The sequence below is a fragment of the Curtobacterium sp. MCSS17_011 genome (genome assembly GCF_003224275.1).
In the GTDB taxonomy this organism is placed as follows: Bacteria; Actinomycetota; Actinomycetes; order Actinomycetales; family Microbacteriaceae; genus Curtobacterium.
Genome location: NZ_QKLE01000001.1, coordinates 187776 through 211296, shown reverse-complemented (window position 1 = coordinate 211296; position 23521 = coordinate 187776). Strand labels below are relative to the sequence as shown.

The window sequence follows — 23521 nt, the reverse complement described above, 5'->3', positions numbered from 1 at the left end:
GCCGCGCGCGACCGAGGGAGGGAGATCGCGTGAACGGAATCGATTGGATCCAGAGCACCGTCTGGATCGGCCTGGTGTTGCTCCTGGGCGTGGTCGAGATCTTCACCCTCGACTTCATCTTCATCATGCTCGCGGCGGGTGCCGCCGGCGGGTTGATCGCCGCGCTGCTCGGCGCCCCGTGGTGGCTGTCCGCCATCGTCGCCGCGGTCGCCGCCCTCGTGCTGCTGTCGCTCGTCCGACCGCGCCTGCTCGTGGCGCTCGGCCGCGGTGCCGACCCGCACCGCACCAACGTCGACGGGCTCATCGGGCTCCCCGGCACGGTCGCAGTCGCCTTCACCTCCTCCAGCCCCGGCCAGGTGCGCCTGGCCAACGGCGAGACCTGGAGTGCACGGTTCGCCGCGGACTCCGTCGCCCGCACACCGCCACTCGGGACCCCCGTGGTCGTCGAGTCGATCGAGGGGTCGACCGCGGTCGTGCGCCTCGCAGAAAGGGCCACCTCGTGACCAGCATCTCCCCGGGGACGATCGCACTGCTCGTGCTCGTCCTCGTCGTCGTCATCTTCGTGATCGTCGTCCTGGCGAAGGCGATCCGGATCGTCCCCCAGGCCACCGCGGGGATCGTCGAGCGACTCGGCAAGTACCACAAGACCCTCAACCCGGGGTTGAACCTCCTGGTGCCGTTCATCGACCGCCTGCGGCCGCTGCTCGACATGCGCGAACAGGTCGTCTCGTTCCCGCCGCAGCCCGTGATCACCGAGGACAACCTCGTGGTCTCGATCGACACGGTCGTCTACTTCCAGGTGACCGACGCCCGCGCCGCGACGTACGAGATCGCCAACTACCTCGGCGCCGTCGAGCAGCTGACCACGACCACGCTCCGCAACGTCGTCGGTGGCCTGAACCTCGAAGAGGCACTGACCAGCCGCGACAACATCAACGGTCAGCTCCGCGTCGTCCTCGACGAGGCGACGGGCAAGTGGGGCATCCGCGTCGGCCGAGTCGAGCTCAAGGCGATCGAGCCGCCCGTTTCCATCCAGGACGCCATGGAGCAGCAGCTCCGTGCCGAGCGGAGCCGTCGTGCCGCGATCCTCCAGGCCGAGGGCACCAAGCAGTCCCAGATCCTCGAGGCCGAGGGGCAGCGGCAGGCGGCCATCCTGGCGGCCGAGGGTGACGCTAAGGCGCAGGTGCTCCGCGCCGAGGGCGAAGCCCAGGCCATCGCGACCGTGTTCGAGGCCATCCACACCGGTGACCCGGACGAGAAGCTGCTGTCCTACCAGTACCTGCAGACCCTGCCGAAGATCGCCGAGGGCACCTCGAACAAGCTCTGGATGATCCCGAGCGAGTTCACCGAGGCCCTGTCCGGCATCGCGAAGGGCTTCAGTGCCAGCCGTGGTGGCGGCGCCGGTCCGGTTGCCGGCGGTGCTGGTGGCACGGACTTCCTGTCCCGCATCTCGAAGCTCGCGAACGAGAGCCTGGCGAACACAGCCGCGGCCGGATCGGCGGACACGACGATGCCGCGCGCGGACGCCACCGCCGCCGACATCGTCCCCGAATCCGACCTCGACGCCCGCCTTGCGGAGTCGAACCGCAGTGTCGACGCACACCTCGCGGCTGCCGACGACGCGACGGCCGAGCAGGTCGACGACGCCGCGATCCAGTCGGGTGACGATGCGTCCGGGCACCGGACCAGCGACGGCTCCGGTCGGCGCTGACACCGCACGCACACGAACGACGACGCCCGCCCCGGTTCCCTGGGGCGGGCGTCGTCGTGTGGTCGGTGGTGTCAGGCGCCGCGTCGTGCGCGGAGCACCTGCAGGCGCTCTTCGAGGAGCTCCTCGAGTTCTTCGCGCGAGCGGCGCTCGAGCAGCATGTCCCAGTGGGTACGGGGTGCCTTCACGTCCTCTTCGGCGACCTCGACGGGGATGCCGTCGTCGCCGAGCAGCCGGCCCTCGCGACCGGAGCGCGGCTCCGACCAGGTCTGGGGGACATCGGCATCTGCCGAGAAGACGATGTCGAACGTTTCACCCGAATCTGTCTGGTAGACCGCGCGCTTGCGATCTGAGAGCTCGACGCCCTCTTCGCTCTGGAGACTCTGACTCCCGAGCCGCATGCCGCGGAGACTCCGATCAGCCATGTGTGTGCTCCTCTCGCTCGTCTGCCCTCCACAACACTGTCCCACGCCCCATCAATCCCGTACCGGCGCATTCACAGTCCGTTCCCAGTGGCTGGGCGCGGCGGCTCCGATCAGGATCGGGTGCGACGGCTCCAGGGGGCGCAGGCGAGGAGTACGAGGAGCCCGCCGAGGGAGAGCAGGAGCGTGATCGACCCGGACAGGATCGACGCCGGGGTGGTGGACGTGCCGAGCGGCACATCGGTGACCATCGACGTCGCGGTGTACTCCGGAACCCGGTCGATCGTGCGACCGCCCGGGTCGATCACCTGCGACGCTCCGACGGTCGATATGTTCACGAGGGAGCGCCCGGTCTCGATGGCCCGCATCCGAGCGATCTCGAGCTGCTGCAGGTTCTCGTCGGTGCCCGAGAAGTCGGCGTTGTTCGTCTGCGCGAGGATCACCTGCGCTCCCCCGCGCACCATGTCGGCGGTCAACCCGTCGTCGACGATGTCGAAGCAGATCGAGATGCCGGCCCGGATCCCCGCGACGGACAGCACGTTCGGCTTCGTTCCCGGCGTGTAGTCGCGCTGCAACAGGCCGATCAGCGACGGCGCGAGCTTGGAGAAGAACCAGCGGTCGGGCACGTACTCGCCGAACGGCACCGGGCGCTTCTTGTCGTAGGACGCCTGCCAGCCGTCGGCGGTCCACACGAACGACGTGTTGTGCAGCACCCCCGACGGGGTCTGCGTGATGGCACCCGCGACGATCGGGGCGTCGAGCGAGTCGACCACCGAGTCGAGCGCGGAGGCGATGACCGGCTGCTGACGCGGGTCGTACTCCGCCCCTGCCTCGGGCCAGACGACCAGGTCCACACCCTTCGCTTCGACGTCGGTCGCCGCGACCTGTGCCGCCAGGACGTCGCCGGGCTCCGCACGGTCGAAGTAGCCCGCGGGACCGTTGCCCTGCACCGCCTCGACCCGGATCGTGCCGCTCGTCGCCGTCGGCCACGCCGGCACGGCCAGGACCGCCGCGATGAGCAGACCCGCCGTCGCCACCCGCACGGGCAGTCGCAGTGCCCTCCCAGGCTCGCGGGGCGCCACGAGTGCGAGCGACACCACGACGGCGACGCAGTACACGACGATGAACGTCAGCCCGAGCACGCCGACGTACGCGGCCAGGTGGGTGAACGGCCCCTGCGACTGCGACAGGCCGACCCGACCCCACGCGAAGCCGCCGTACGGCCAGCTCCCCGAGAACCACTCGCGTCCGGTCCAGAGTGCGGCGACGACGGCCGGGAGGCCCCACACACGTCCGGCGGTCGAGGGCACCACGCGTGCGACCCAGCGGTACGCCAGGGCGATGGCGACACTGCCGAGCGCGAAGAACGCGGCTTCGAGCAGGGCGAGTGCGAACCACGGGACCGGGCCCAGGTAGCGGCCGGCCCATGAGATGGCCGGGATCCAGAAGGCCGCGCCGGCGAGGTAGCCGATCCACGCCGCGCGTCGTGCCCGCTGCCCCATCACCGCGAGCAGCATGCAGGCGAGTGCCGGGTAGGCGAGGAACCACCACCCGGGCGACGGGAACGCGAGGGCGAAGAGGATCCCGCCGATGACGGCCAACGGCAGCGCGGTGCTCAGCGGCAGCGCGGCGAACGGGCCGCTCGCGACCGCCCCGCGGCCGACGTGCGCGGGCAGCCCGCGCACACTGGTCTCCGGAACCCGCACCGTGCCTCCCGTCAGACCGCCGCGTAGGCGACGATGCCGCGGCGGACCGCGTCCGTCGCTCGTCGGGCGGTCTGGGCGAGGTCGTCGTCGCCGGCGTTCCGGATCTGGTCGAGGAGGTCGATGACCTGCTTCGACCAGCGCACGAAGTCGCCGGCCGGCAAGTCGAGGGTGCGGAGGACGTCGTCGAGGGCCGAGCCCGAGGCCCAGCGGAACATGCCGACGGCCATCGCCGGGGTCGGGGGCTGCGAACCGGCCAGGCGTGCCGCGCGCTCGATGTCGTCGAGGCGCGACCAGATCGTCAGGGTCTGGTCGAGCGCCGGGCGGAACGCACCGCGGGGCAGCGCGTGCTCGGTACCGGGCGCGTCCTCGCGGCGGGGCTGGTAGATGATCGTCGCGGCCATCGCGGCGAGCTGCGCGGGGGTGAGGTCCTTCCAGACCCCCGCCTCGAGGCACTCGGCGACGAGCAGGTCGCGGTCGCCGTAGATGCGCTGCAGGCGACGTCCGCCGGCGGCCACCGTGGCTTCGCCGTTGCCGGCGTCCACCAGGTAGCCGAGCTCGAGCAGGACCTCGGTGACGCGGTCGAACGTCGTCGCGACGGCGCCCGTGCGGGACCGGATCTGCTGGACGAGCTTGTCGTTGGCACGCTTGAGCTTCCACCAGCGCTCGGACCAGCGGGCGTGCGCCTCGCGCTCCGGGCAGGCGTGGCAGGGGTGGCGCTGCAGCCGGCGGCGGACCGCCGTGATCGCGGCCTGGCGTTCCTGGCGGGCCCCGTGCGACGCCTCGCGACCGCCGGGCACGTTCGTGCGCTCGAGGTCGGAGAGTTCACGGCGGAGCGCCGAGTACTCGGTGAAGTCGCCGAGGTGGCACTGCATCGCTTCGCGGTAGCCGTCGAGCGACTCCTGCTGCGAGCGGACCTTGCGGGCGAGGTCGACCACCGACCGGTCGGCCTGGAACTGGGCGAACGACGTCTCGAGGACCTCGCGCGTGCGCTGCCGGCCGAACTGGTCGATCAGGTTGACGGCCATGTTGTAGGTCGGTTTGAACGACGAGTTGAGCGGGTACGTGCGACGGCTGGCCAGCGACGCGACGGCCTGCGGGTCGAGCCCGTCGGTCCACTGGATGACCGAGTGCCCCTCGACGTCGATGCCACGACGACCGGCACGACCGGTGAGCTGCGTGTACTCCCCCGGGGTGATCGGCACACGGGCTTCGCCGTTGAACTTCTCGAGCTTCTCGAGCACGACGGTGCGCGCCGGCATGTTCACGCCGAGCGCCAGGGTCTCGGTGGCGAACACGACCTTCAGGAGCTTGCGCTGGAAGAGGTTCTCGACGACCTCCTTGAAGGCGGGGAGCAGACCGGCGTGGTGCGCCGCGACCCCGCGCTCGAGCCCTTCGAGCCACTCCCAGTAGCCGAGGACGGCCAGGTCTTCATCGAGCAGGGTGCGGCAGTGGTACTCCGCCGTCTCGCGGATCTCGTTGCGCTCCTGCACCGTCGTCAGGGACAGGCCCGAGCGCAGGACGTTGCGGACGCCCTGGTCGCAGCCGTTGCGGCTGAACACGAAGAAGATCGCTGGCAGGAGCATCCGCTCGTCGAGCATGTGCGCGATCTGTTCGCGGTGCACCTTCTCGGTGCGGGGCCCGCGGCGCTCGGGGTAGCCACCACGACCGCGTCGGCCGCGGTGGCCGCCGCCGTTCCGCTCGCTCCGGGAACCGCCGCCGACCATGCGGAGCAGTTCCGGGTTCACGCGGTTCGTCGCCGCGGCGCCGCTCGAGTCGAACAGGTCGACCATCTTCGAACCGACCAGGACGTGCTGCTCGAGCGGGACCGGACGGTCTTCGGAGACGATGACGTCGGTGTCGCCGCGGACGGTCTGCAGCCAGTCGCCGAACTCCTCGGCGTTGGACACCGTGGCGCTGAGCGAGACCAGACGGACCTCGGTCGGTAGGTGCAGGATCACCTCTTCCCACACGGCCCCACGGAACCGGTCGGCGAGGTAGTGCACCTCGTCGAGGACCACCCAGGCGAGGTCGTCGAGCAGGTCCGAGTCCGCGTAGATCATGTTCCGCAGGACCTCGGTCGTCATCACGACGACGCGGGCGCGGGGGTTCACGTTGGTGTCACCGGTGAGCAGACCGACCTCGGACTCGCCGTAGACGTCGACGAGCTCGGCGTACTTCTGGTTGCTGAGCGCCTTCATCGGCGTCGTGTAGAAGACCTTCGCCGTCGGCTGGCGCATGGCGAGCCAGATGGCGAACTCGGCCACGATGGTCTTGCCGGCTCCGGTCGGGGCGGCGACCAGGACGCTGCGGCCTTGGTCGAGGGAGTCGCACGCGGCGAACTGGAACGGGTCGAGGTCGAACCGCAGGTCCGTCCGGAAGAGCTCGAGGTTGCGCGACCGGTTGCGCACCTTGGCCGCGGCGAACCGCTCGGCCGCACTCGTGCCGCTCACAGGTCGTACTCCTCGTCGAGCTTCGCCTGGCGCTTGGCCAGACGGCGGTCGTGGATCCACGCGACGAAGCACGCGGCGATGTACAGCACCACCATCGGGACGGCGAGCAGGAACATCGAGATGACGTCCGCGCTCGGGGTGACGATGGCGCAGAAGACCAGGATGCAGAGGATCGCGACGCGCCAGCTCTTGATGATCGCGGCTGCCGACAGCACACCGACGAAGTTCAGCAGGACGATGAAGACCGGCAGGACGAAGGCGATGCCCACCGCGACGATGAGCTTGATGACGAAGTCGTAGTACGCCTTCGCGTCGACGATCGAGGTGTCCTGGCTCGACACGAAGCTGCCGAGGATGCCGACCACGTGCGGCAGGATGTACCACCCGAAGTAGCACCCGGCGAAGAACAGCGGGATCGCGGTGCCGAGGAAGCCCCAGACGTACTGCCGCTCGCGCCGGACGAGCGCGGGCACGATGAACGCCCAGATCTGGTAGAGCCAGACCGGGCTCGCGATGACGACGCCGATGGTGATCGCGATCTGCAGCTTGAGGTCGAACGCCCCGGTGATCATCGGGAAGTTCAGCTCGGCCGTGTGTCCGCCGACCTTGGCGAGCTCGGTCACCGGTGCCCGGAGCGCATCGAGCACCCACGGGGTGAGGAACCAGCCGCCGATCGCACCGACCACGATCGCCACGACTGCGCGGAAGAGACGGTTGCGCAGCTCGATGAGGTGCTGCCCGAGCGACATGCGGCCTTCGGCGTCGGTCTTCTGGCGCCCCTGCCGCTTCGCTCGCCCGCGCGCGGTCGTCGAAGCCATGTGCTCGATCTTACGGGGTCGGGACCGACAGTCCGCCGGGGGTCGGCGCAGCCGCGTGGTGGGCGGGCGGCGGCGGGATCGGGCGTACCGGGCGAGATCGGGCGAGATCGGGCGTACCGGGCGAGATCGGGCGTACCTGGCGAGATCGGGCGTACCGGGTCGGATCAACACACCAGGTACGCCCGGAACGACCAGGCACGCGGCGCATACCGGGCGGAATCGGGCATACCTGGTCGGATCAACTCGCCGGGTACGCCCGGAACGACCAGGCGCCCGCGGTCCACCCCGCGGGATCGGGCGTACCGGGCGGAATCGGGCATACCTGGTCAGATCAACACACCAGCTACGCCCGGAACGACCAGGCACCCGAAGTCCACCGTGCGGGATCGGGCGTACCTGGTCGGAACGGGCAGCGCTCGACCGGGTACCGCGGCGGGCGTCAGCCGGCGGCGAGTGCCGCGGCCGCGAAGTCGCGCACGGCGTCACGGGCCGCGGGCGGGTCGAGCACCACGGCACGACCCGGCAACCCGGCGACGAGCCGGACCACGCCGTCGAACCCGTGCGACGCCGCGAGCCGGATGCGCACACGACCGTCATCGTCGGGCGCGTCGGCGGTGTCGGACAGGAAGTCGGCGACCAGGGGCAGCGAAGTCGAGTCGAGCTCCACCGTGACGATCACGTCGTCGGCGGCCTGCTGGAACAGCGTGTCCGGGATCACGACCTGGTCGATCGTCTTCTCGGCCGGGCGGTCGTCGACGCGCGCCTCCGACATCCGGTCGAGTCGGAACGTCCGGAGCGCCTGCCGGTCGAGGTCCCACGCGCGCAGGTACCAGTCGGTGTCGATCGACTCGACCCGCAGCGGATCGACCCTGCGCGTGCCGCCCTGGGTGCGCGGCCCGGCGTACTCGAAGACCAGGCCGCGGCCGTCGGACATCGCTCGGCGGATGGTGGCGAGGGCGACGTCGTGCAGGTCCTGCCCGACGGCGACGGTCGACGCCGCTCCCCCGGCACCACGGGACAGCTTGGCCATGAGCGCGCGGATGGCGTCACGGTCGGCGGCCTCGGGCAGCGCGGACAGGTACTGCAGACCCGCGATGAGGGCCGAGGCCTCACGAGCCGACAGGCGGGGCGAGTCGTCGATCGCCACCAGGTTCGTCAGCACGATCATGTCGTTCTGGTCGAAGTCGTCCCAGGCGATGTCGAACAGGTCGCCGTGCTGGTACTGCATCGTCTCGCCGGGCACCCCCGACACCGCGATCAGTTCGACGGCGCGGCGGATCCGGGCCTCGGGGACGCCGAAGTGCCGAGCGGCCTCGGCGACCGAGACCCGCTCGCGGTCGATCAGGTACGGCACCAGGGCGAGCAGGAACGCGAGCTTGTCCTGCGCCTGCAGGGGTTGGGCGTCAGCCACGAACGGGGTCCTCTCCGGGGGCTGCGGCACGGTCGTCGTCGGTGTGGTCGCGCACGAGTGCGCTGAGCCGTTCTTCCACCCTGGACCGCAGGTCGTCCGGCTCGAGTACCCGGACCTCGGGCCCGAAGGCGGCGAGCTCCTCGGCGAGGATCTGCGGGTCGACGTGGTGCAGCACGAGCGCGCCGTCGGCGTCGGTCTCGGTGTCGCGGCGACGGGTCAGGCGGCGCTCGGCGTCGGACCCGGGCGTCACGGCGATGCGCGCGGTGCGCTCGGCCCAGATCCGCTCGAGCTCGGCGAGGGTGCGCTCCCCCGCGCCGACCGGAGCCGTGTGCTGCCCGACCTCGTACTGGGTGACCGGCCCGACGATGCGGGACAGCAGGTAGTTCTTGTCCGAGTCCGTCGCGAACTCGTGAGCCGCGAGCATCCACCGGCCGCCGTGCTGCACCAGGGCGAGTGGAGCCACTTCGCGCCGACGGGCGTCGTGCTGCCCCGGCGTGATGTAGTCGAAGCGCACGGCTGCGCCGCGGTCGAGCGCGGAACGGAGCGGCTCGAACGACGCATCCCGGGCGCGGAGCCGCGGGGCGTACGCATCGACCCCGAGCTGCAGGGCGCCGTCGTCGTCCTCGGCACCGGCAGAGCGGACCTTCAGCAGACCACGGCGCGAGTCGGCGGACAGCGCGCCTTCACGCCACGCCATCGCGGCCAGAGACAGCAACGCGGATTCGTCGGGGGTGAACCGGACGTCGACAGGAAGGTCGTACTCGCCCTTCGGGATCCGGTAGCGGAGCGTCTGGTTGTTGCCCGCGGCACCCGGCGTCTCGATCGTCTCGAGCGGGATGCCGAGCTCGCGGACGTCGTCCTTGTCGCGTTCGAACTGGCGCTCGAGCGAGGCGTTGTCGCCGCCGGGCGAGAACCGCTGCCGGTACCCCTGCACGTTGGCCAGGATCTCGGCCTTGGTCAGACCGGATTCCGTCGAGAGCAGCGCGAGCACGAGGCTGAACAGCCGCTCCTCGGCGGGCACACGGGGCACACGGGTCGCTGGCACGAGCCGATCCTACGGCAGCGCGGGTGCACCGGAGTGCACCCGCGCCGCGGTCCGTGGACGGTCGAACGAGGTCAGTTCGAGATCGCTCCGAGGACGTCGATCACGTACGCGTACGCGGTCCCCTGCTGGTTGACGATCGCGAGGACCTGGTCGCCGACGCGGTGCCCGACGATGGCGGTCCGGACGCCCTCGTCGACCTGGCCCTTGGTGAGCGGGATGGCCTGCGCGCCGGAACCGTCGGTCCAGCTGGAGCCGGCGACGGACGGGTCGGCACCCCAGGTGACGGCGGTGTACTTGATGACCGCGGTGTCCTTCGCGGTGAGCTCGCGACCGTCGCCCTTGCGGAGCAGGTGCGTCTCGTTCGACTTCGGGGCGCCCCACGACGGGATCGTGATGCCGGGGGCTCCGGAGGGTGCGAGCACCACGGCCGGCATCTTGTCGCCGGCGAGCTGCGGGGTGCCCGTGGCACGGGCGTCGAACGCACGCTTGACGTCGATGACGGCGATCACGGCGTCCTCGGTCTTCCCCGACGAGGAGCTGTCGGTGCCGCCGGTGCTGCTCAGGGCACTCTTCGGCAGGGCCACCGCGAGACGGTCACCGACGTGTGCGCACTGCAGCGAGGCGCCGAGGGCACCGTAGTTGCTCGCGCCGGCGGTGATCGGTGCCGTCTGGCCCGAGTAGCCGCTCGTCTGGGCGACCTCGCCGGTGGAGCCGTCGACCAGGGTGTACTCGACCAGGACGGGGGTGCCGTCGTCGATCGCGCGACCGGTGCCCTGCTTGAGCACGGACACCTGGGTGCCCTGGGTGGTGAGGCCCTTCGGCACGGTGACCTTCGGCTCCGAGCCGAACTTGCCGGTGGCGGTCACCGCTTCGGACGCGGCGCCGGGGGCGGCGCAGCTCGAGGGCGTGGTGCCGGCACCGTTCGAGGCGCAGGCGGTGAGGGACACCGCGAGACCGATGGTGACCAGGAGTGCGGGGATGGTGCGCACGGACCCTCTTTCCGTTCGATGCAGGACGGGCACGCCGTCAGCCTACCGTTCGTCCTCGACGGCCCCGGACGGAGCCGCAGCGGCCCCGGACGGTGCCGCAGCGGCCCCGGACGGTGCCGCAGCGGCCCCGGACGGTGCCGGAGCAGCGTCCGCAGCGGACGACGCCTCGGCCGCCGCGACCTTCCGCGCCTGCGCCGCCGACTGCCGAGCGACCTTGCGGAGCTTCTTGTCGCTCGTCGCCCGCTCGCCCACGGCGCCGGGGGTCCAGGCCTCGATGTCCTCGTCCGAGAACTCCGCCTTGCCCGCGCGGCGCTTCAGGTTCGGCAGCACGGTGCCGTCGGCCAGGCGTCGTGCCGTGATGAGGAACCCGGTGTGCCCGACCATGCGGTGGTCCGGGCGCACGGCAAGGCCCTCGACGTGCCAGGTGCGCACCAGGGTCTCGCTCGGCATCGGGTCGGTGAAGCGTCCGGTGTCGCGCAGGGCCTCGGCCGTGCGGGACAGCTGTGTGACGGTCGCGACGTAGCAGACGATGAGTCCGCCGGGCACGAGGGCGTCGGCGGCGGCGTCCACGCACTCCCACGGCGCGAGCATGTCGAGCACGACGCGGTCCACGCTCTGCGGCTCGGTCGCGTCGGGCAGCGACTCGACCAGGTCACCGACGGTGACGGACCAGTTGTCCGGGACGGCCCCGAGGAAGGTACCGACGTTGCCCTTCGCGATCGCCGCGAACTCCTCGCGGCGCTCGAACGACTGCAGCTGCCCGGTCGGGCCGATCGCGCGGAGCAGGAAGAGCGAGAGCGCCCCCGAGCCGACGCCCGCCTCGACCACGCGGGCCCCGGGGAAGACGTCCGCGAAGGCCACGATCTGCGCCGCGTCCTTCGGGTAGACGATCGCGGCACCACGCGGCATCGACATGACGTAGTCGTTGAGCAGCGGACGAAGCGCGAGGTACTCGTCACCGGTGCTCGCCCGGATGACCGAGCCGTCGGGCTGCCCGATGACGTCGTCGTGCCGGAGCACCCCACGGTGCGTGTGGTACTCACCCGCGGTCTCGAGCGACAGCGTCGTGAGCTTGCCCTTGGGCCCCGTCAGCTGGACGCGGTCGCCGGCCCGGAACGGGCCGCGCGGCGGCGTGTGCGGTGCGCCGCCCGCGGTGTGCGGGAGGGCTGTGGTCGGGTCCGCGGTCGGACTGGAGGCGCTGCTCGCGTTCGCCTCGTCGCGTGCGTCGTCGGTGTGGCTCATCGGGTGACCCCTTCGGTGTCCGCAGCGTGCGCCGGGTCCGGCACCGCGCCTCTCCCCACCGGCACGGCCGGCCCGCCGCTGGCGCGTCGGTCCGGGACCGGCGGCGTGGGCCCAGGCCCGGCGGCTCTCGCGGACAGGGCCGGCGTCGTCAACTCGACCAGCCGGTCGACGTCGACGCCCGCCAGGGTGGTCAGGTGCACGTCGCCGCCGGCGATCTCGGAGAGCGGGACGATGTGCTCGACGGCGACCGTGACGGCGCCGGAGGCGACGGCCGACGCGACGCCGGTGGCGGAGTCCTCGATCGCGACGCACGCGGTGGGCTCGACGCCGAGCTGCGCGGCGGCGGACAGGTACGCGTCCGGGAACGGCTTCGGACGGTCGACGTCGTCGCCGGCCACGACGACGCGGAAGCCGCGCTCACCCAGGGCCTCGGCGGCGACGAGCGCCATCTTGCGACGGGACATCGTGACCAGGGCGGTCGGGATGCCGCGGGCGTGGAGCTCCTCGACGAGCTCACGGGCACCCGGCCGCCAGGGCAGTTCGCCGGCGCGCAGGTGCTCCATGACGTAGTCGGTCATCCACTGGATGATCTCCTCGACCTCCATGTCGACGCCCTTGGCGCGCAGGAGCTCACCGGAGCGCTCGAGGCCGGACCCGACCAGGGACAGGCCGTCCTCGTGGGTCCACTCGGCGCCGTAGCGCTTCGTCAGGTCGACCTGGGACCGCTGCCAGATCGGCTCGGTGTCGATGATCGTGCCGTCCATGTCCCACAGCACGGCTGCGGGCGGGACGAGGGCAGGAGGATGCGCGGTCACGGGCGACGAGTCTACCGGGGCCGTTCCGCTGGGCGCGGACGCGCGCGTGCGCCGACACCCCCTGGGCCTACAGTGGATGCCTGAATCGTGTCCGGCCGGGGGCATCACTCCCGCCCCGCTCCGCTCCACCACCAGGAGGTCCGCTCCGTGCCACAGCACTCCCCCTTCAGCGACGGTCGTTTGCTCGTCGTCGCCTTCGAGGGCTGGAACGACGCCGGCGAGGCCGCGAGCGGTCTGGCTCGGCGCATCGTCGAGTCGCTCGGTCTCGACGAGCTGCGCGAGCTCGACGGCGAGCGGTACGTCGACTACCAGTTCAACCGACCCACCGTCGGCACCGACGACAACGGCGACCGAGGCGTGCAGTGGCCCCGGATCGTGCTGTACGGCCCCGGCGCGGAGGGGCGTCCGGTCATCGGCGCCACCGGCTCCCCCACCGACCGTGACGTCTACGTGCTCGTCGGCCCGGAGCCCTCGCGCACCTGGCGGGGCTTCTGCTCGGAGATCATCGACCTGGCGGACGTCTACTCGATCGACGCCGTCGTCTTCGTCGGCGCGATGCTCGCGGACGTGCCGCACACCCGGCCGATCTCGGTGTTCGTGTCGAGTGAGAACGCCGGCGTCCGGGCCGCGTTCGACGTCGACCGGTCGTCGTACGAGGGTCCGACCGGCATCCTCGGGGTCCTCGCCGACGCGATGGACAAGGCCGGGCTGACCACGCTGTCCCTGTGGGCCTCCGTGCCGCACTACGTGCACAACTCGCCCTCACCGAAGGCCACGCTCTCGCTGCTCGACAAGATCGAGGAGCTTACGGACGTCACGGTGCCCCGCGGGTCGCTGCTCGACGACGCAACCGAGTGGGAAGAGGGCATCGACGCGCTCGCCGCCGACGACGAGGACATGGCGTCCTACATCGGACAGCTCGAGCAGGCGCGCGACACCGTCGATTCCCCCGAGGCCTCGGGCGACGCCATCGCGCAGGAGTTCGAGCAGTACCTCCGTCGCCGTGAGCGCAAGGACGGCAAGGACGGCGGCACCGCCGGTGGCGAGGGGCCGTGGCGGCCCCAGCAGTAGCCGCCACCCGCTGACGGAAGGGAGGCACGGTGCCAGCTGGCACCGTGCCTCCCGTCCGTGGGGGCGTGCGGTCAGGACACCCCGCTCACCTCCGCCGAGTGGTCGCGAACGGTCGGCTGCGGCCCGCTCGGCCGACGGTTCCTGACCCCTCGGCGGCACGCACGCGGCGTGTCGCGACCACTGGGCGGACGGGAGGCGCGGGTCGGCCCCGCCACGGGCCTCCCGTCCGGCGGTCGTGGGCGGTCAGGACACCCCGCTCACCTCCGCCGAGTGGTCACGAACTGTCGGCTGCGGCCCGCTCGGCCGACGGTTCCTGACCCCTCGGCGGTACGCACGCGGCGTGTCGCGACCACTGAGCGGACGGTCACTGCACCCCGCCACGGCGCGACCGCCGGTGAGCCGACGTCAGGCCAGGCGGATGCCGAGCAGCGCGTCGATCAGGTCGACGAGCTCGGGCGTGCACGCCGTGCCGCCGGCGATCGCGGTGTCGACCGCCGCGACGGCACCCGGGGTGTCCAGGTCGTCGGAGACCCGCGCGCGGATGCGTGCGACGGCGTCGGCCGCGTCGTCGGCGTGCCCGGCCGAGGCGCCCGAGGCCCAGGCGTCCCAGCCGGCGAGCCGGGTCTGGGCACTCGTGAGCTCGGTGTCGAACCACTCCCAGTCGTCGGAGTACTTGTGCGACAGCAGCGCGAGCCGGATCGCGCGGGGATCAGCACCGTCGTCGAGCAGCCCACGGACGGTGACGAGGTTGCCGAGCGACTTCGAGATCTTCGTGCCCTGGTAGGCGATCATGCCGGTGTGCACGAACGCGTTCGCGAGGGGCTGGTGCGCGAGGGCCGCGGCGTGCCCGGCGCTCATCTCGTGGTGCGGGAAGACGAGGTCGCTCCCGCCGCCCTGCACACTGATCGGCAGTCCGAGGCGGTCACCGGCGATGACGCTGCACTCGATGTGCCAGCCGGGGCGTCCGGGGCCGATCTCGGTCTCCCAGCTCGGCTCACCGTCGCGCGCGGCACGCCAGAGCAGCGGGTCGAGCGGGTCGCGCTTGCCCGGACGTTCCGGGTCGCCACCGCGTTCGGCGGCCAGGGTGAGCATGGCCTCGCGGTCGAGCCCGCTCTCGTCACCGAGGGTCCAGACGTCGGTCGGGCGGTTCACGTCGAAGTACAGGTCGTCGCCCTCGGCGTCGTCGGTCGGGACCTCGTACGCGTAGCCGGTCTCCTGCAGGAACGAGACGGCCTCGGCGACGCGCTCGACCTCGTCGGTGACGGCCACGAAGTCGTCCGGCGGCAGGATCCGCAGCGACTCCATGTCGCGGCGGAACAGGTCGACCTGCTCCGCCGCCAGCGCACGCCAGTCGACGCCGTCACGGGCGGCACGCTCGAGCAGCGGGTCGTCGACGTCGGTGACGTTCTGCGCGTACTCGACGTCGAGCCCGGCGTCACGCCAGGCGCGGCCGAGGGTGTCGAACGCCAGGTACGTCGCCGCGTGGCCGAGGTGCGTGGCGTCGTACGGCGTGATGCCACAGACGTACAGCGCGGCACGGTCCTCGTCCCGCGCGGGGTCCACCGGCTTGCCCGTGGCGGTGTCGTGGACGACCGGTCGGGGCGCGGCGCCGGGGACGTCGGGGACGGATGGGGCCTGCCAGGCCCTCACGGCTGGATCACTCCGAGCGACAACAACACGATGAGCACGATACCGAGTGCGATCCGGTAGAGAACGAAGGGCATGAAGCTGCGCTTGCTGATGTAGTTCATGAACGCCGCGATCACGACGAAGCCGACCACGAAGGCGACGACGGTCGCGATGAGCGTGTCGGCGAGTCCGAACGGCGAACCGTGGTCACCGAGGCTCGTCGCAGCTTCGTAGAACCCGGACAGGAACACCGCCGGGATCGCCAGCAGGAACGCGAAGCGCGCAGCTGCCGGACGGGTGTACCCGAGGGCCAGCCCCATCGACACCGTGGCACCGGACCGGGACACGCCGGGCACCAGGGCGAGCACCTGCGCCAGGCCGATGAGCAGGCCACCGCGGAAGGTCATGTGCTCGATACGGCGTTCCTTGCGCCCGACGACGTCGAGCACGCCGAGGACGACGCCGAAGACGATCAGCACGATCGCGACGATCCAGAGCGACCGGAACGTGGTCTCGATCGAGTCCTTGAGCAGGAGCCCGGCGACCCCGATCGGGATCGTGCCGAGGATCACGAGCCAACCGAGTCGGACGTCGGGGTCGCCCTTCGGCACGTCACGCTTGAACACCGACCGGAACCATCGCCCGATGATCCGGGTGATGTCCTTCCAGAAGTAGATGAGCACCGCGGTCTCGGTGCCGAGCTGCGTCACCGCGGTGAAGGCCGCACCGGGGTCCTGCGCGTCGGGCAGGAAGAGCCCCACGATGCGCAGGTGCGCGCTGGAGGACACCGGCAGGAACTCGGTGAGCCCCTGGACGAAGCCGAGGAAGATCGCCTCGAGGATGTGCATCGCACGGGCCTTTCAGGGGGGGGAGGTCGGTCAGGGCACCGCCACGACGGCGACCATGAACAATATCAGTACGTGGCGAGCAGGTCGCCCAGCACCCGCCGACCGAACGCCAGCGAGTCGAGCGGCACCCGCTCGTCCACACCGTGGAACATCGCGGGGAAGTCGACACCGGCCGGCAGCTGCAACGGCACGAACCCGTACCCCGCGATGCCGAGCGTCGAGAGCGCCTTGTTGTCGGTGCCGCCGGACAGCAGGTACGGCAGGACCGGGGCCCCGGGGTCGTGCCGGCCGAGGACGTCGCGGACGGCGTCGACCAGCGGGCCGCCGAAGTCCTGCTCCAGGCCGATGTCGCGGAACGACATGACCACCTCGACGTCGGGTCCGGCAAGCTCCCGCACTCGCTCGAGCACGGTCTCCTCGTCACCCGGCAAGCAGCGGATGTCGACCAGGGCCTCGGCGGCGTCGGGGATGACGTTGTGCTTGTAGCCGGCGGTCAGCACCGTCGGGTTCGACGTGGTGTGCAGCGCGGCGTGGATGAACCGCGACGCCGAGCCGGTGGCCAGCGCGACCTCGTCCGGGCCGGTGACCGTCGGGTCGACCCCGAGGAACCGTGCCACCTCGGCGACCATCGCGTCCGTCGTGGCCGAGAGCCGGACGGGCCACTCCTCGCTGCCGATCCGGGCGACCGCCGCCGCGAGCTTCGTGACGGCGTTGTCGCGGATCACGTGCGAGCCGTGGGCGGCGGTGCCCCGCGCGATGAGCTTCACCCACATGAGCGCCTTCTCGCCGGTCTGCAGCAGGTAGGCGCGACGGTCACCGAGCGTGATCGAGTACCCGCCGACCTCGCTGATCGCCGCCGACGCCCCGGCGAAGACCTCGGGGTGCTGGTCGACCACGTGGTGGGACCCCAGGACTCCCCCGGCCTCTTCGTCGGCGAAGTACGCGATCACCAGGTCACGCTCCGGCGCACCGTGCTGCTCGATGACGTCGGCCAGCGACGTGAGCATCATCGCGTCCATGTTCTTCATGTCGACGGCGCCCCGGCCCCAGAGCGATCCGTCCTTGACCACGCCACCGAACGGGTCGACGGACCAGTTCGCCGGGTCGGCCGGCACGACGTCGAGGTGCCCGTGCACCACGAGCGCCGGCTTGTCACGGTTCCGGCCGGGCACCCGTGCCACGACGCTCACCCGATCCGGCTCGGACTCGAACAACTGCGGCTCGAGACCCAGCGCGCGGAGCTTGTCCTCGACGTAGTGGGCCGCCTCGGTCTCCCCACGGGACTTCCCCTCGCCCCAGTTCGTCGTGTCGATGCGGATGAGGTCGCGGGCGATCGCCGCGGTGGCCTCGAGCTCGGGCAGGGACTGCGGCTCGGAGGGCTCCGGGTTCGTCATGGTTCCACGGTATCGGTCGGCACCGACCCCGTCGCCGAGGCCGGAGAGACAGGACTCGCCCGGGATGCGCGACCATGTTCATCGCGCGTTCAGAGCCGTGCTAGTGTTTTCTCTCGGCAGGAACGCTGGGGAAACCCGGTCGGAATGCCGCACATCCAGTCCGGATGGCGGAATTGGTAGACGCGCTAGCTTGAGGTGCTAGTGCCCGTATTAGGGCGTGGGGGTTCAAGTCCCCCTTCGGACACAGAAATGCATGCCCCCTGACCTTGCGGTCGGGGGGCAATTTCTGTTGCGTCTTCCCGGCGAGTGCCGCCATCGCTGCGCTCAGGGCGATCCACGCCGGCGCCACTTCGCTGCGCTCGGAGCGGTCGGGGGCGGAGCAGGAGGGCGTGCTCTGGACGCGGGACGTGCGGACTGGAGGCGCGGGGCGGGGCCGCCACGCGCCTCCAGTCCGGAGCGTGCGCACGTCGCAGGCCGGTGCGCCGTTGCGCACTCCGTGTGACGGAACAAGGTCGCACCGAGTGGGCAACGCCGCACCAGGCTGCAAGCCCGGCGGCCCGCGCGGTCAGCGCGGCCCGCACGGTCAGCGCGAGCGGCGCACCCGCCGCACCACCAGCACCACGGCACCGAGCGCCGCCAGCCAGCCCCAGTTCGCGACGACCGGGTCGAGCACCTGGTGCCGCCAGTCCCGCCGACTCGACCCGAGGCGCGAGGCCACCGGGTGGTTCCCACGCTCCGCCGCGATGCCGGTCTCGCTGATCACCCGGTCCGGCCTGCCCCGCAGCGCATCGGTCACCCGGTGCGTCGCGACGTCCAGGCGGTCACCGACGACGAGCAGCATCCAGTGCGCCAGGCGCCCCTCGCTGAACCGCCGGTAGGCGTACCGCCGGACGACACCGGCGATGCCGTGCAGAGGCTGCGCGGTACCGAACACCGGCGTCACGTGGGCGTGCTCGATCGAGCGCTCCCGGCCGTGCGCACCGTCCTGCTGCGGCGGGAGGTCCCAGTGGGCGCCGGTGGCCGAGCCGGCCTCGCGGGAGAGCTTCGGCACCGAAGGGCGGTCGGCGACGTCGAGGTCGCTCCCCCACCCGGGGATGCGTGCACGGAGTTCGTCGGGCGAGGGAACCCGGCGCGGCGGGTCGGCGATGTACGGCGTGTGGTCGGACGCGGTGTCGTCGGTCACGGGACGCTCCTTCACGGGACGATGACGGTCTTGATGCAGTCGTCGAGCTTCGACGAGAACAGGTGGTACCCCTCGGCGATGTGCTCGAGCGGGATGCGGTGCGTGATGATGTCGCTCGGCTTCAGGTGTCCGGCCTGGATGTGCTCGAGCAGGCGCGGCCACTGTCGCTTCACCGGGGCCTGGTTCATGTGGATCGTGACGCCCTTGTTCATCGCGTCGCCGAACTTCACCAGGTTCGGGATCGGGCCGTAGGCACCCATGGCCGACACCGTCCCGCCCTTGCGCACGCCGTCGATCGCCCAGTTCAGCGCGACCGGCGACCCGCCCTGCAGCTTGAACTTGGTGGCGGTGACCTGCTGCACGAAGCTGCCGTCGGCTTCGGCACCGACGGCATCGATCACGCTGTCCGCGCCGAGGAAGTCGGTCTGCTTCTTCATCTCGAGCACGACGTCGTCGACCTCGGCGAAGTTGATCGTCTCGGCGTGCGCGAACGTCCGAGCCTTCTCGAGGCGGTACTCGAACTGGTCGACGACGATGACCCGCCCGGCACCCATCAGCCAGGCGGACTTGGCGGCGTAGAGCCCGATCGGTCCGGCGCCGAGCACGACGACGGTGTCGCCCTCGCGGATCGACGCCAGCTGGGCGCCGAAGTACCCGGTGCCCAGGGCGTCGGTCATCATCAGGGCGTCGTCGTCGTCGAGCCATTCCGGGATCACCTGCGGACCGACGTCGGCGAACGGCACCCGGACACGCTCCGCCTGCCCGCCGTCGTAGCCGCCGGTGGTGTGCGAGTACCCGAAGATCCCGCCGACCGCCGTGGCGTTCGGGTTCACGTTGTGGCAGTTCGTGAACAGGCCGCGGGCGCAGAACCAGCAGGTCCCGCACGAGATGTGGAACGGGACCATCACGCGGTCCCCCACGCTCAGTGTCTCCACCGACGACCCGACCTGCTCGACGACGCCGATGAACTCGTGGCCGAACGTGTGTCCGACGCGGGTGTCGGGCATCATGCCGTGGTACAGGTGCAGGTCGGATCCGCAGATCGCCGCCCGCTCGACGCGGATCACCGCGTCGTTCGGATGCTCGATCCGGGGGTCCGGCTTCTCCTCGACGCGGACCCGGTAGGGCCCGCGGTAGGTCATGGCGCGCATGGGCGCTCCTCTCGTTCGGCACGTCCACGCTGGCGCGGCGCACGTTGGAACGGACCCAGGTCTGCAGATGGCGGACAGGCGGTGGTCGTCCGCACAGACGGACGGGAGGCGCGGTGCCAGCTGGCACCGCGCCTCCCGTCCGATCCGTGGGGGCGTCTCGCTCTTCGACGCCTCGACGACGTTGCGGCCTGATGCCGCGTTCGGTCTCCTAGCTCTTCGACGCCTCGACGAAATTGCGGCCTGATGCCGCGTTCCGTCTCCTAGCTCTTCGACGCCTCGACGAAGTTGCGTCGCGGATCGGTCTCCTTGATGAGGGAGGTCGCGTCGCGACCCGACACGGCACCGGTGATCCAGCCGATGATGATGCGGGCCTTCCGGTTCAGGGTCGGCATCGCGTACACGTGGTACGCGCGGTGCGCGAGCCAGGCGAACAGGTTGGTCATCTTGATGCCCTTGATGTTCGCGGCACCCTTGCCCACACCGTACGACGCCACGGTGCCGATGGAGGGGTGGCGGTACTCCTCGAGCGGCTTGCCGGTGATGGTCGCGACGATGTTGTCGGCGGCGACCACGGCCTGGCGCACGGCGTTCTGTGCGTTCGGCGGGTAGAACGCCGGCTGCTTGTCCGCGGTCAGGTCGGGCACCTGCGCGACGTCGCCGAGGCCCCAGACGCCCTCGACGACCTGGTGGGTGTCCTCGGCCTCGACCTGGAGCTTCGCGTTCGCGGCGAGGTGGCCCTTCGGCCCGCGCGGCAAGTCGGAGGCGTCGAGGAGCGGGTTCGGCTTGACGCCCGCGGTCCAGACGAGCAGGCCGGTGGCGAACTCGTCGCCGTCGGAGAACTTGACGACGCCGCCCTCGGCGCTCGGCATGGTGGTCTTCAGGCGGACGTCGATGCCACGGGCACGGAGCGACTCGAGCGTCCACTTGGACAGCTCGGGGCCGACCTCGGGCGCGACGCGGTCGAGGGCGTCGATGAGCACCCAGCGGGGCTGCTCGCCGGCGAGCGACGGGTAGGTCTTGATGGCGGCCTGCGACACGTCGAACAGCTCGCCGATCGCCTCGACGCCGGTGTAGCCACCGCCGACGAAGACGCTGGTCAGCAGACGGCGTCGCTCGTCCTCGTCACGCGTGGCAGCGGCCTTCGCGATGTTGTCGAGGAGCTTGGCGCGCACGTATGCGGCCTCTTCGACGCTCTTGAAGCCGACGCCGTACTCCTCGAGCCCGGGGGTCGGGAAGGTCCGGGTGACGGAACCGAGGGCGACGACGAGGTGGTCGTAGCCGAGGGTGCGGTCGTCGCCGCCGGCGGTCGCGATCGAGACGGTCTTGTCGGCCGAGGAGATCGCGGTGACCTTGCCCTGGATCACGCGCGTCTTGCGCAGCGCACGGCGCAGCTCGACGGTGACGTCCTTCGGCGCGATGTGGCCACCGGCGACCTCGGGCAGGAACGGCAGGTACGTGTAGTAGGTGTTCTGGTCCACCAGCGTGATCCGCATGGGCACCGTGGCCGCGTGCTTCTGGAGCTGCTTGACCGTGGTGTAGCCAGCGGAGCCGCCGCCGAGGACGAGGACGTGAGGGATCGAGTCTGCCATTCCTCCGGTCTACCGGACTTTGGCTTGGCGCGTCATGAGTTCCGCGGCCTGTCGCGGAGCCGCCACCACGCGGTCTCGGCCAGTTCGGGGCCCGTGAACACTCCGTGCGGGGTGCGGCGCGACTCGGTCAGCGAGAAGCGGCGCAGCCGGTAGCCGCCCCCGAAGCGGTCGATGATCGCTTCGGGTGACGCCTCGGGGTCGCGCTTGACGTACCACGTGCGGTCGTCGACCGGCTCGATCACGCCGCGGTCACCGTCGTCCGCCGATGCGGGAGCGCAGGACGTCGATGCGTTTCTGGATCTGCTCGATGCTCGCCTGTGCCACAGCCGGGCCACCGCTGATCCGCCGGAGTTCGGCGTGGATCGCACCGTGCGGCTCGTTCGAGTGCCGGGACCAGATCGACACGAGCCGGGCGAGCTCGGTGCGCTGCTCCTTGATCGTCATGTACATCGGGCGGTCGGGCTCGGGCGCCTTCGGCAGGCCGTCCTTGGCCGTGCGGCCCTTGGAGCGCTTGGCCTGGGTCGCCTGCCGTGCGCGCAGGAGGTCGCGCACCTGGTCGGGTTCGAGCAGCCCGGGGATGCCGATGAAGTCGAGCTCCTCGAGGGAGCCGACCTCGCCGCCGGTGCCGAACTCGCCGCCGTCGTAGAGGACACGGTCGAAGGACGCCTGCGAGTCGAGCGCCTCGAACGGCTGGACCTCGAGCAGGCTCTCGGACGCGCGGTCTTCCTTGTTGGCCTCGGCGACCATCGCGTCTTCGGGGTTGTACATGCCGTCGTCGGCGTCCTTCGGGCGGTCGAGGGCGTGGTCGCGCTCGAGCTCGAGGGTGGCGGCGAGGGCCATCAGGCCGGGGACGCTCGGCAGGAAGACACTCGCGGTCTCACCGCGGCGACGGGCACGCACGAAGCGGCCGATCACCTGGGCGAAGAACAGCGGCGTGCTCGCGCTCGTGGCGTAGACGCCGACGCAGAGCCGTGGGACGTCGACGCCCTCGGACACCATGCGGACGGCCACCATCCAGCGGGAGGTGTCGTCGGCGAACGCGCTGATGCGGCTCGACCCGGCGGCCTCGTCGGACAGCACCACGGTGGGACGCTCCCCCGTGATCTGCTGCAGGATCCGGGCGTAGGCGCGCGCCGTGGTGGTGTCGGTCGCGATGACCAGACCGCCGGCGTCGGGCACACCACGACGGACCTCGGTCAGGCGCTTGTCGGCGGCGGAGAGCACGGCCGGCATCCACTCGCCCTCGGGTGACAGTGCGGTGCGCCAGGCCTGGGCCGTGATGTCCTTCGTGACCTGCTCGCCCAGCGAGGCCGACATCTCGTCGCCCATCCGGGTCTTCCAGCGCATCTGGCCCGCGTACGCCATGAACAGCACCGGGCGGACGACGCCGTCCTTCAGCGCGCGGCCGTAGCCGTAGTTGTAGTCGGAGATCGAGGTGCGGATGCCCTGCTCGTCCGGGGCGTACTGCACGAACGGGATCGGCGCGGTGTCGGACCGGAACGGGGTCCCCGACAGTGAGAGCCGGCGGGTGGCGCCGGAGAACGCCTCTCTGATGCCGTCGCCCCACGTCAGGGCGTCGCCACCGTGGTGGACCTCGTCGAGGACGACCAGGGTGCGGCCGCCCTCGGTGATGCGCTTGTGCACCTCGGGGTTCATGCCGACCTGGGCGTACGTGATCGCGACGCCCTGGTAGTGCCGGCCGAACATGCCGTCGCCGTTCTTGAACATCGGGTCGATCCGGATGCCCACACGGTCGGCGGAGTCGGCCCACTGGCGCTTCAGGTGCTCGGTCGGGGCCACGACGACGATGCGGTCGACGGTGCCGCGGGCGAGGAGCTCGGTCGCCAGCCGCAGCGCGAAGGTGGTCTTGCCGGCGCCGGGGGTCGCCGCCGTGAGGAAGTCGCGAGGTTCCTTCTCGAAGTACTTCGTGAGCGCTTCGATCTGCCAGGCGCGGAGCTTCGATGCCGTGCCCCAGGCGGCCCGGTCCGGGAACGCCGGCGACAGGTGCTGGACGGCCGAGTTGCCGGCCGCTTCGGCCAGGGCCGCGGCG

20 protein-coding genes and 1 tRNA gene are annotated in these 23521 nt (G+C 71.1%); 4 read left to right on the top strand and 17 right to left on the bottom strand.

The genetic code is table 11. From position 1 onward, the window contains the following. Window positions 1-29: 29 nt before the first annotated feature. Both DEJ17_RS00925 and DEJ17_RS00920 read left to right on the top strand, forming a co-directional pair. Window positions 30-503 (top strand): NfeD family protein, encoded by a 474-nt coding sequence (locus DEJ17_RS00925; protein WP_110891636.1) that lies wholly within the window; start codon window positions 30-32, stop codon window positions 501-503. Beyond that, window positions 500-1711, top strand: coding sequence for an SPFH domain-containing protein (locus DEJ17_RS00920; protein ID WP_110891635.1), 1212 nt, complete (start codon window positions 500-502; stop codon window positions 1709-1711). The genes DEJ17_RS00925 and DEJ17_RS00920 overlap by 4 nt, the downstream gene beginning before the upstream one ends. Before the next feature lie 71 nt (window positions 1712-1782). Here the strand turns inward: DEJ17_RS00920 and DEJ17_RS00915 are convergent, their stop codons facing one another. The 9 genes from DEJ17_RS00915 to DEJ17_RS00875 all read right to left on the bottom strand — a co-directional run bounded on the left by DEJ17_RS00915 (window position 1783) and on the right by DEJ17_RS00875 (window position 12606). Next, on the bottom strand, window positions 1783-2133 hold the full coding sequence (locus DEJ17_RS00915; RefSeq protein ID WP_027465636.1) for an RNA polymerase-binding protein RbpA: 351 nt from the start codon (window positions 2131-2133) through the stop codon (window positions 1783-1785). Window positions 2134-2243: 110 nt separating this feature from the next. Continuing rightward, entirely contained in the window at window positions 2244-3836 is a 1593-nt protein-coding gene (gene lnt, locus DEJ17_RS00910) for an apolipoprotein N-acyltransferase (protein WP_258366583.1), read from the bottom strand. An 11-nt stretch (window positions 3837-3847) separates the two neighbouring features. Further along, a complete protein-coding gene (locus DEJ17_RS00905; RefSeq protein WP_110891633.1) occupies window positions 3848-6286 on the bottom strand; it encodes an RNA helicase in 2439 nt (812 codons plus the stop codon). After that, window positions 6283-7035 carry a twin-arginine translocase subunit TatC gene (gene tatC / locus DEJ17_RS00900; protein ID WP_110891743.1) on the bottom strand — a complete coding sequence of 251 codons (753 nt, stop codon included), beginning with the start codon at window positions 7033-7035 and terminating at the stop codon, window positions 6283-6285. Before tatC ends, DEJ17_RS00905 begins: the two co-directional genes overlap by 4 nt. A 508-nt stretch (window positions 7036-7543) precedes the next feature. After that, a complete protein-coding gene (locus DEJ17_RS00895) occupies window positions 7544-8515 on the bottom strand; it encodes a YafY family protein (RefSeq protein WP_110862793.1) in 972 nt (323 codons plus the stop codon). Continuing rightward, entirely contained in the window at window positions 8508-9560 is a 1053-nt protein-coding gene (locus tag DEJ17_RS00890) for a YafY family protein (protein ID WP_110891632.1), read from the bottom strand. Before DEJ17_RS00890 ends, DEJ17_RS00895 begins: the two co-directional genes overlap by 8 nt. A 71-nt stretch (window positions 9561-9631) precedes the next feature. Further along, window positions 9632-10549 carry an FKBP-type peptidyl-prolyl cis-trans isomerase gene (locus DEJ17_RS00885; RefSeq protein ID WP_110891631.1) on the bottom strand — a complete coding sequence of 306 codons (918 nt, stop codon included), beginning with the start codon at window positions 10547-10549 and terminating at the stop codon, window positions 9632-9634. Between the two features lie 42 nt (window positions 10550-10591). Next, window positions 10592-11791 (bottom strand): tRNA (adenine-N1)-methyltransferase, encoded by a 1200-nt coding sequence (locus DEJ17_RS00880; protein ID WP_110891630.1) that lies wholly within the window; start codon window positions 11789-11791, stop codon window positions 10592-10594. After that, window positions 11788-12606, bottom strand: coding sequence for an HAD family phosphatase (locus DEJ17_RS00875; RefSeq protein ID WP_258366582.1), 819 nt, complete (start codon window positions 12604-12606; stop codon window positions 11788-11790). The genes DEJ17_RS00880 and DEJ17_RS00875 overlap by 4 nt, the downstream gene beginning before the upstream one ends. Window positions 12607-12753: 147 nt before the next feature. On the opposite strand from DEJ17_RS00875, the gene DEJ17_RS00870 reads away from it, so the two are divergent. Beyond that, on the top strand, window positions 12754-13677 hold the full coding sequence (locus DEJ17_RS00870) for a proteasome assembly chaperone family protein (RefSeq protein ID WP_110891628.1): 924 nt from the start codon (window positions 12754-12756) through the stop codon (window positions 13675-13677). Between the two features lie 405 nt (window positions 13678-14082). Here DEJ17_RS00870 and mshC read toward each other — a convergent pair whose 3' ends face one another. The 3 genes from mshC to DEJ17_RS00855 all read right to left on the bottom strand — a co-directional run bounded on the left by mshC (window position 14083) and on the right by DEJ17_RS00855 (window position 17548). Beyond that, a complete protein-coding gene (gene mshC / locus DEJ17_RS00865) occupies window positions 14083-15327 on the bottom strand; it encodes a cysteine--1-D-myo-inosityl 2-amino-2-deoxy-alpha-D-glucopyranoside ligase (protein ID WP_110891627.1) in 1245 nt (414 codons plus the stop codon). Beyond that, window positions 15324-16154, bottom strand: a complete 831-nt coding sequence (locus tag DEJ17_RS00860) for an undecaprenyl-diphosphate phosphatase (protein ID WP_110891626.1) — start codon at window positions 16152-16154, stop codon at window positions 15324-15326. Before DEJ17_RS00860 ends, mshC begins: the two co-directional genes overlap by 4 nt. A 65-nt stretch (window positions 16155-16219) precedes the next feature. Then, window positions 16220-17548 carry a M20/M25/M40 family metallo-hydrolase gene (locus tag DEJ17_RS00855; RefSeq protein WP_110891625.1) on the bottom strand — a complete coding sequence of 443 codons (1329 nt, stop codon included), beginning with the start codon at window positions 17546-17548 and terminating at the stop codon, window positions 16220-16222. 158 nt (window positions 17549-17706) lie between these two features. Here DEJ17_RS00855 and DEJ17_RS00850 point away from each other — a divergent pair. Next, window positions 17707-17792 (top strand) — tRNA-Leu (locus tag DEJ17_RS00850). A 339-nt stretch (window positions 17793-18131) separates the two neighbouring features. On the opposite strand, the gene DEJ17_RS00845 is transcribed toward DEJ17_RS00850, so the two are convergent. From DEJ17_RS00845 to DEJ17_RS00825, 5 genes are all read right to left on the bottom strand, one after another. Then, window positions 18132-18731 (bottom strand): hypothetical protein, encoded by a 600-nt coding sequence (locus DEJ17_RS00845; protein WP_258366581.1) that lies wholly within the window; start codon window positions 18729-18731, stop codon window positions 18132-18134. Between the two features lie 11 nt (window positions 18732-18742). Beyond that, window positions 18743-19882, bottom strand: coding sequence for a zinc-dependent alcohol dehydrogenase (locus DEJ17_RS00840; protein WP_110862778.1), 1140 nt, complete (start codon window positions 19880-19882; stop codon window positions 18743-18745). A 260-nt stretch (window positions 19883-20142) separates the two neighbouring features. Next, the gene (locus tag DEJ17_RS00835) at window positions 20143-21471 is read right to left on the bottom strand and encodes an NAD(P)/FAD-dependent oxidoreductase (RefSeq protein ID WP_110891624.1); all 1329 of its coding nucleotides are present in this window, start codon (window positions 21469-21471) and stop codon (window positions 20143-20145) included. Between the two features lie 32 nt (window positions 21472-21503). Continuing rightward, a complete protein-coding gene (locus DEJ17_RS00830; protein WP_017887301.1) occupies window positions 21504-21713 on the bottom strand; it encodes a hypothetical protein in 210 nt (69 codons plus the stop codon). A gap of 7 nt (window positions 21714-21720) precedes the next feature. Further along, window positions 21721-23511: a DEAD/DEAH box helicase gene (locus DEJ17_RS00825; RefSeq protein WP_110862791.1), complete on the bottom strand. Its 1791-nt coding sequence runs from the start codon at window positions 23509-23511 to the stop codon at window positions 21721-21723. Window positions 23512-23521 lie beyond the last annotated feature (10 nt).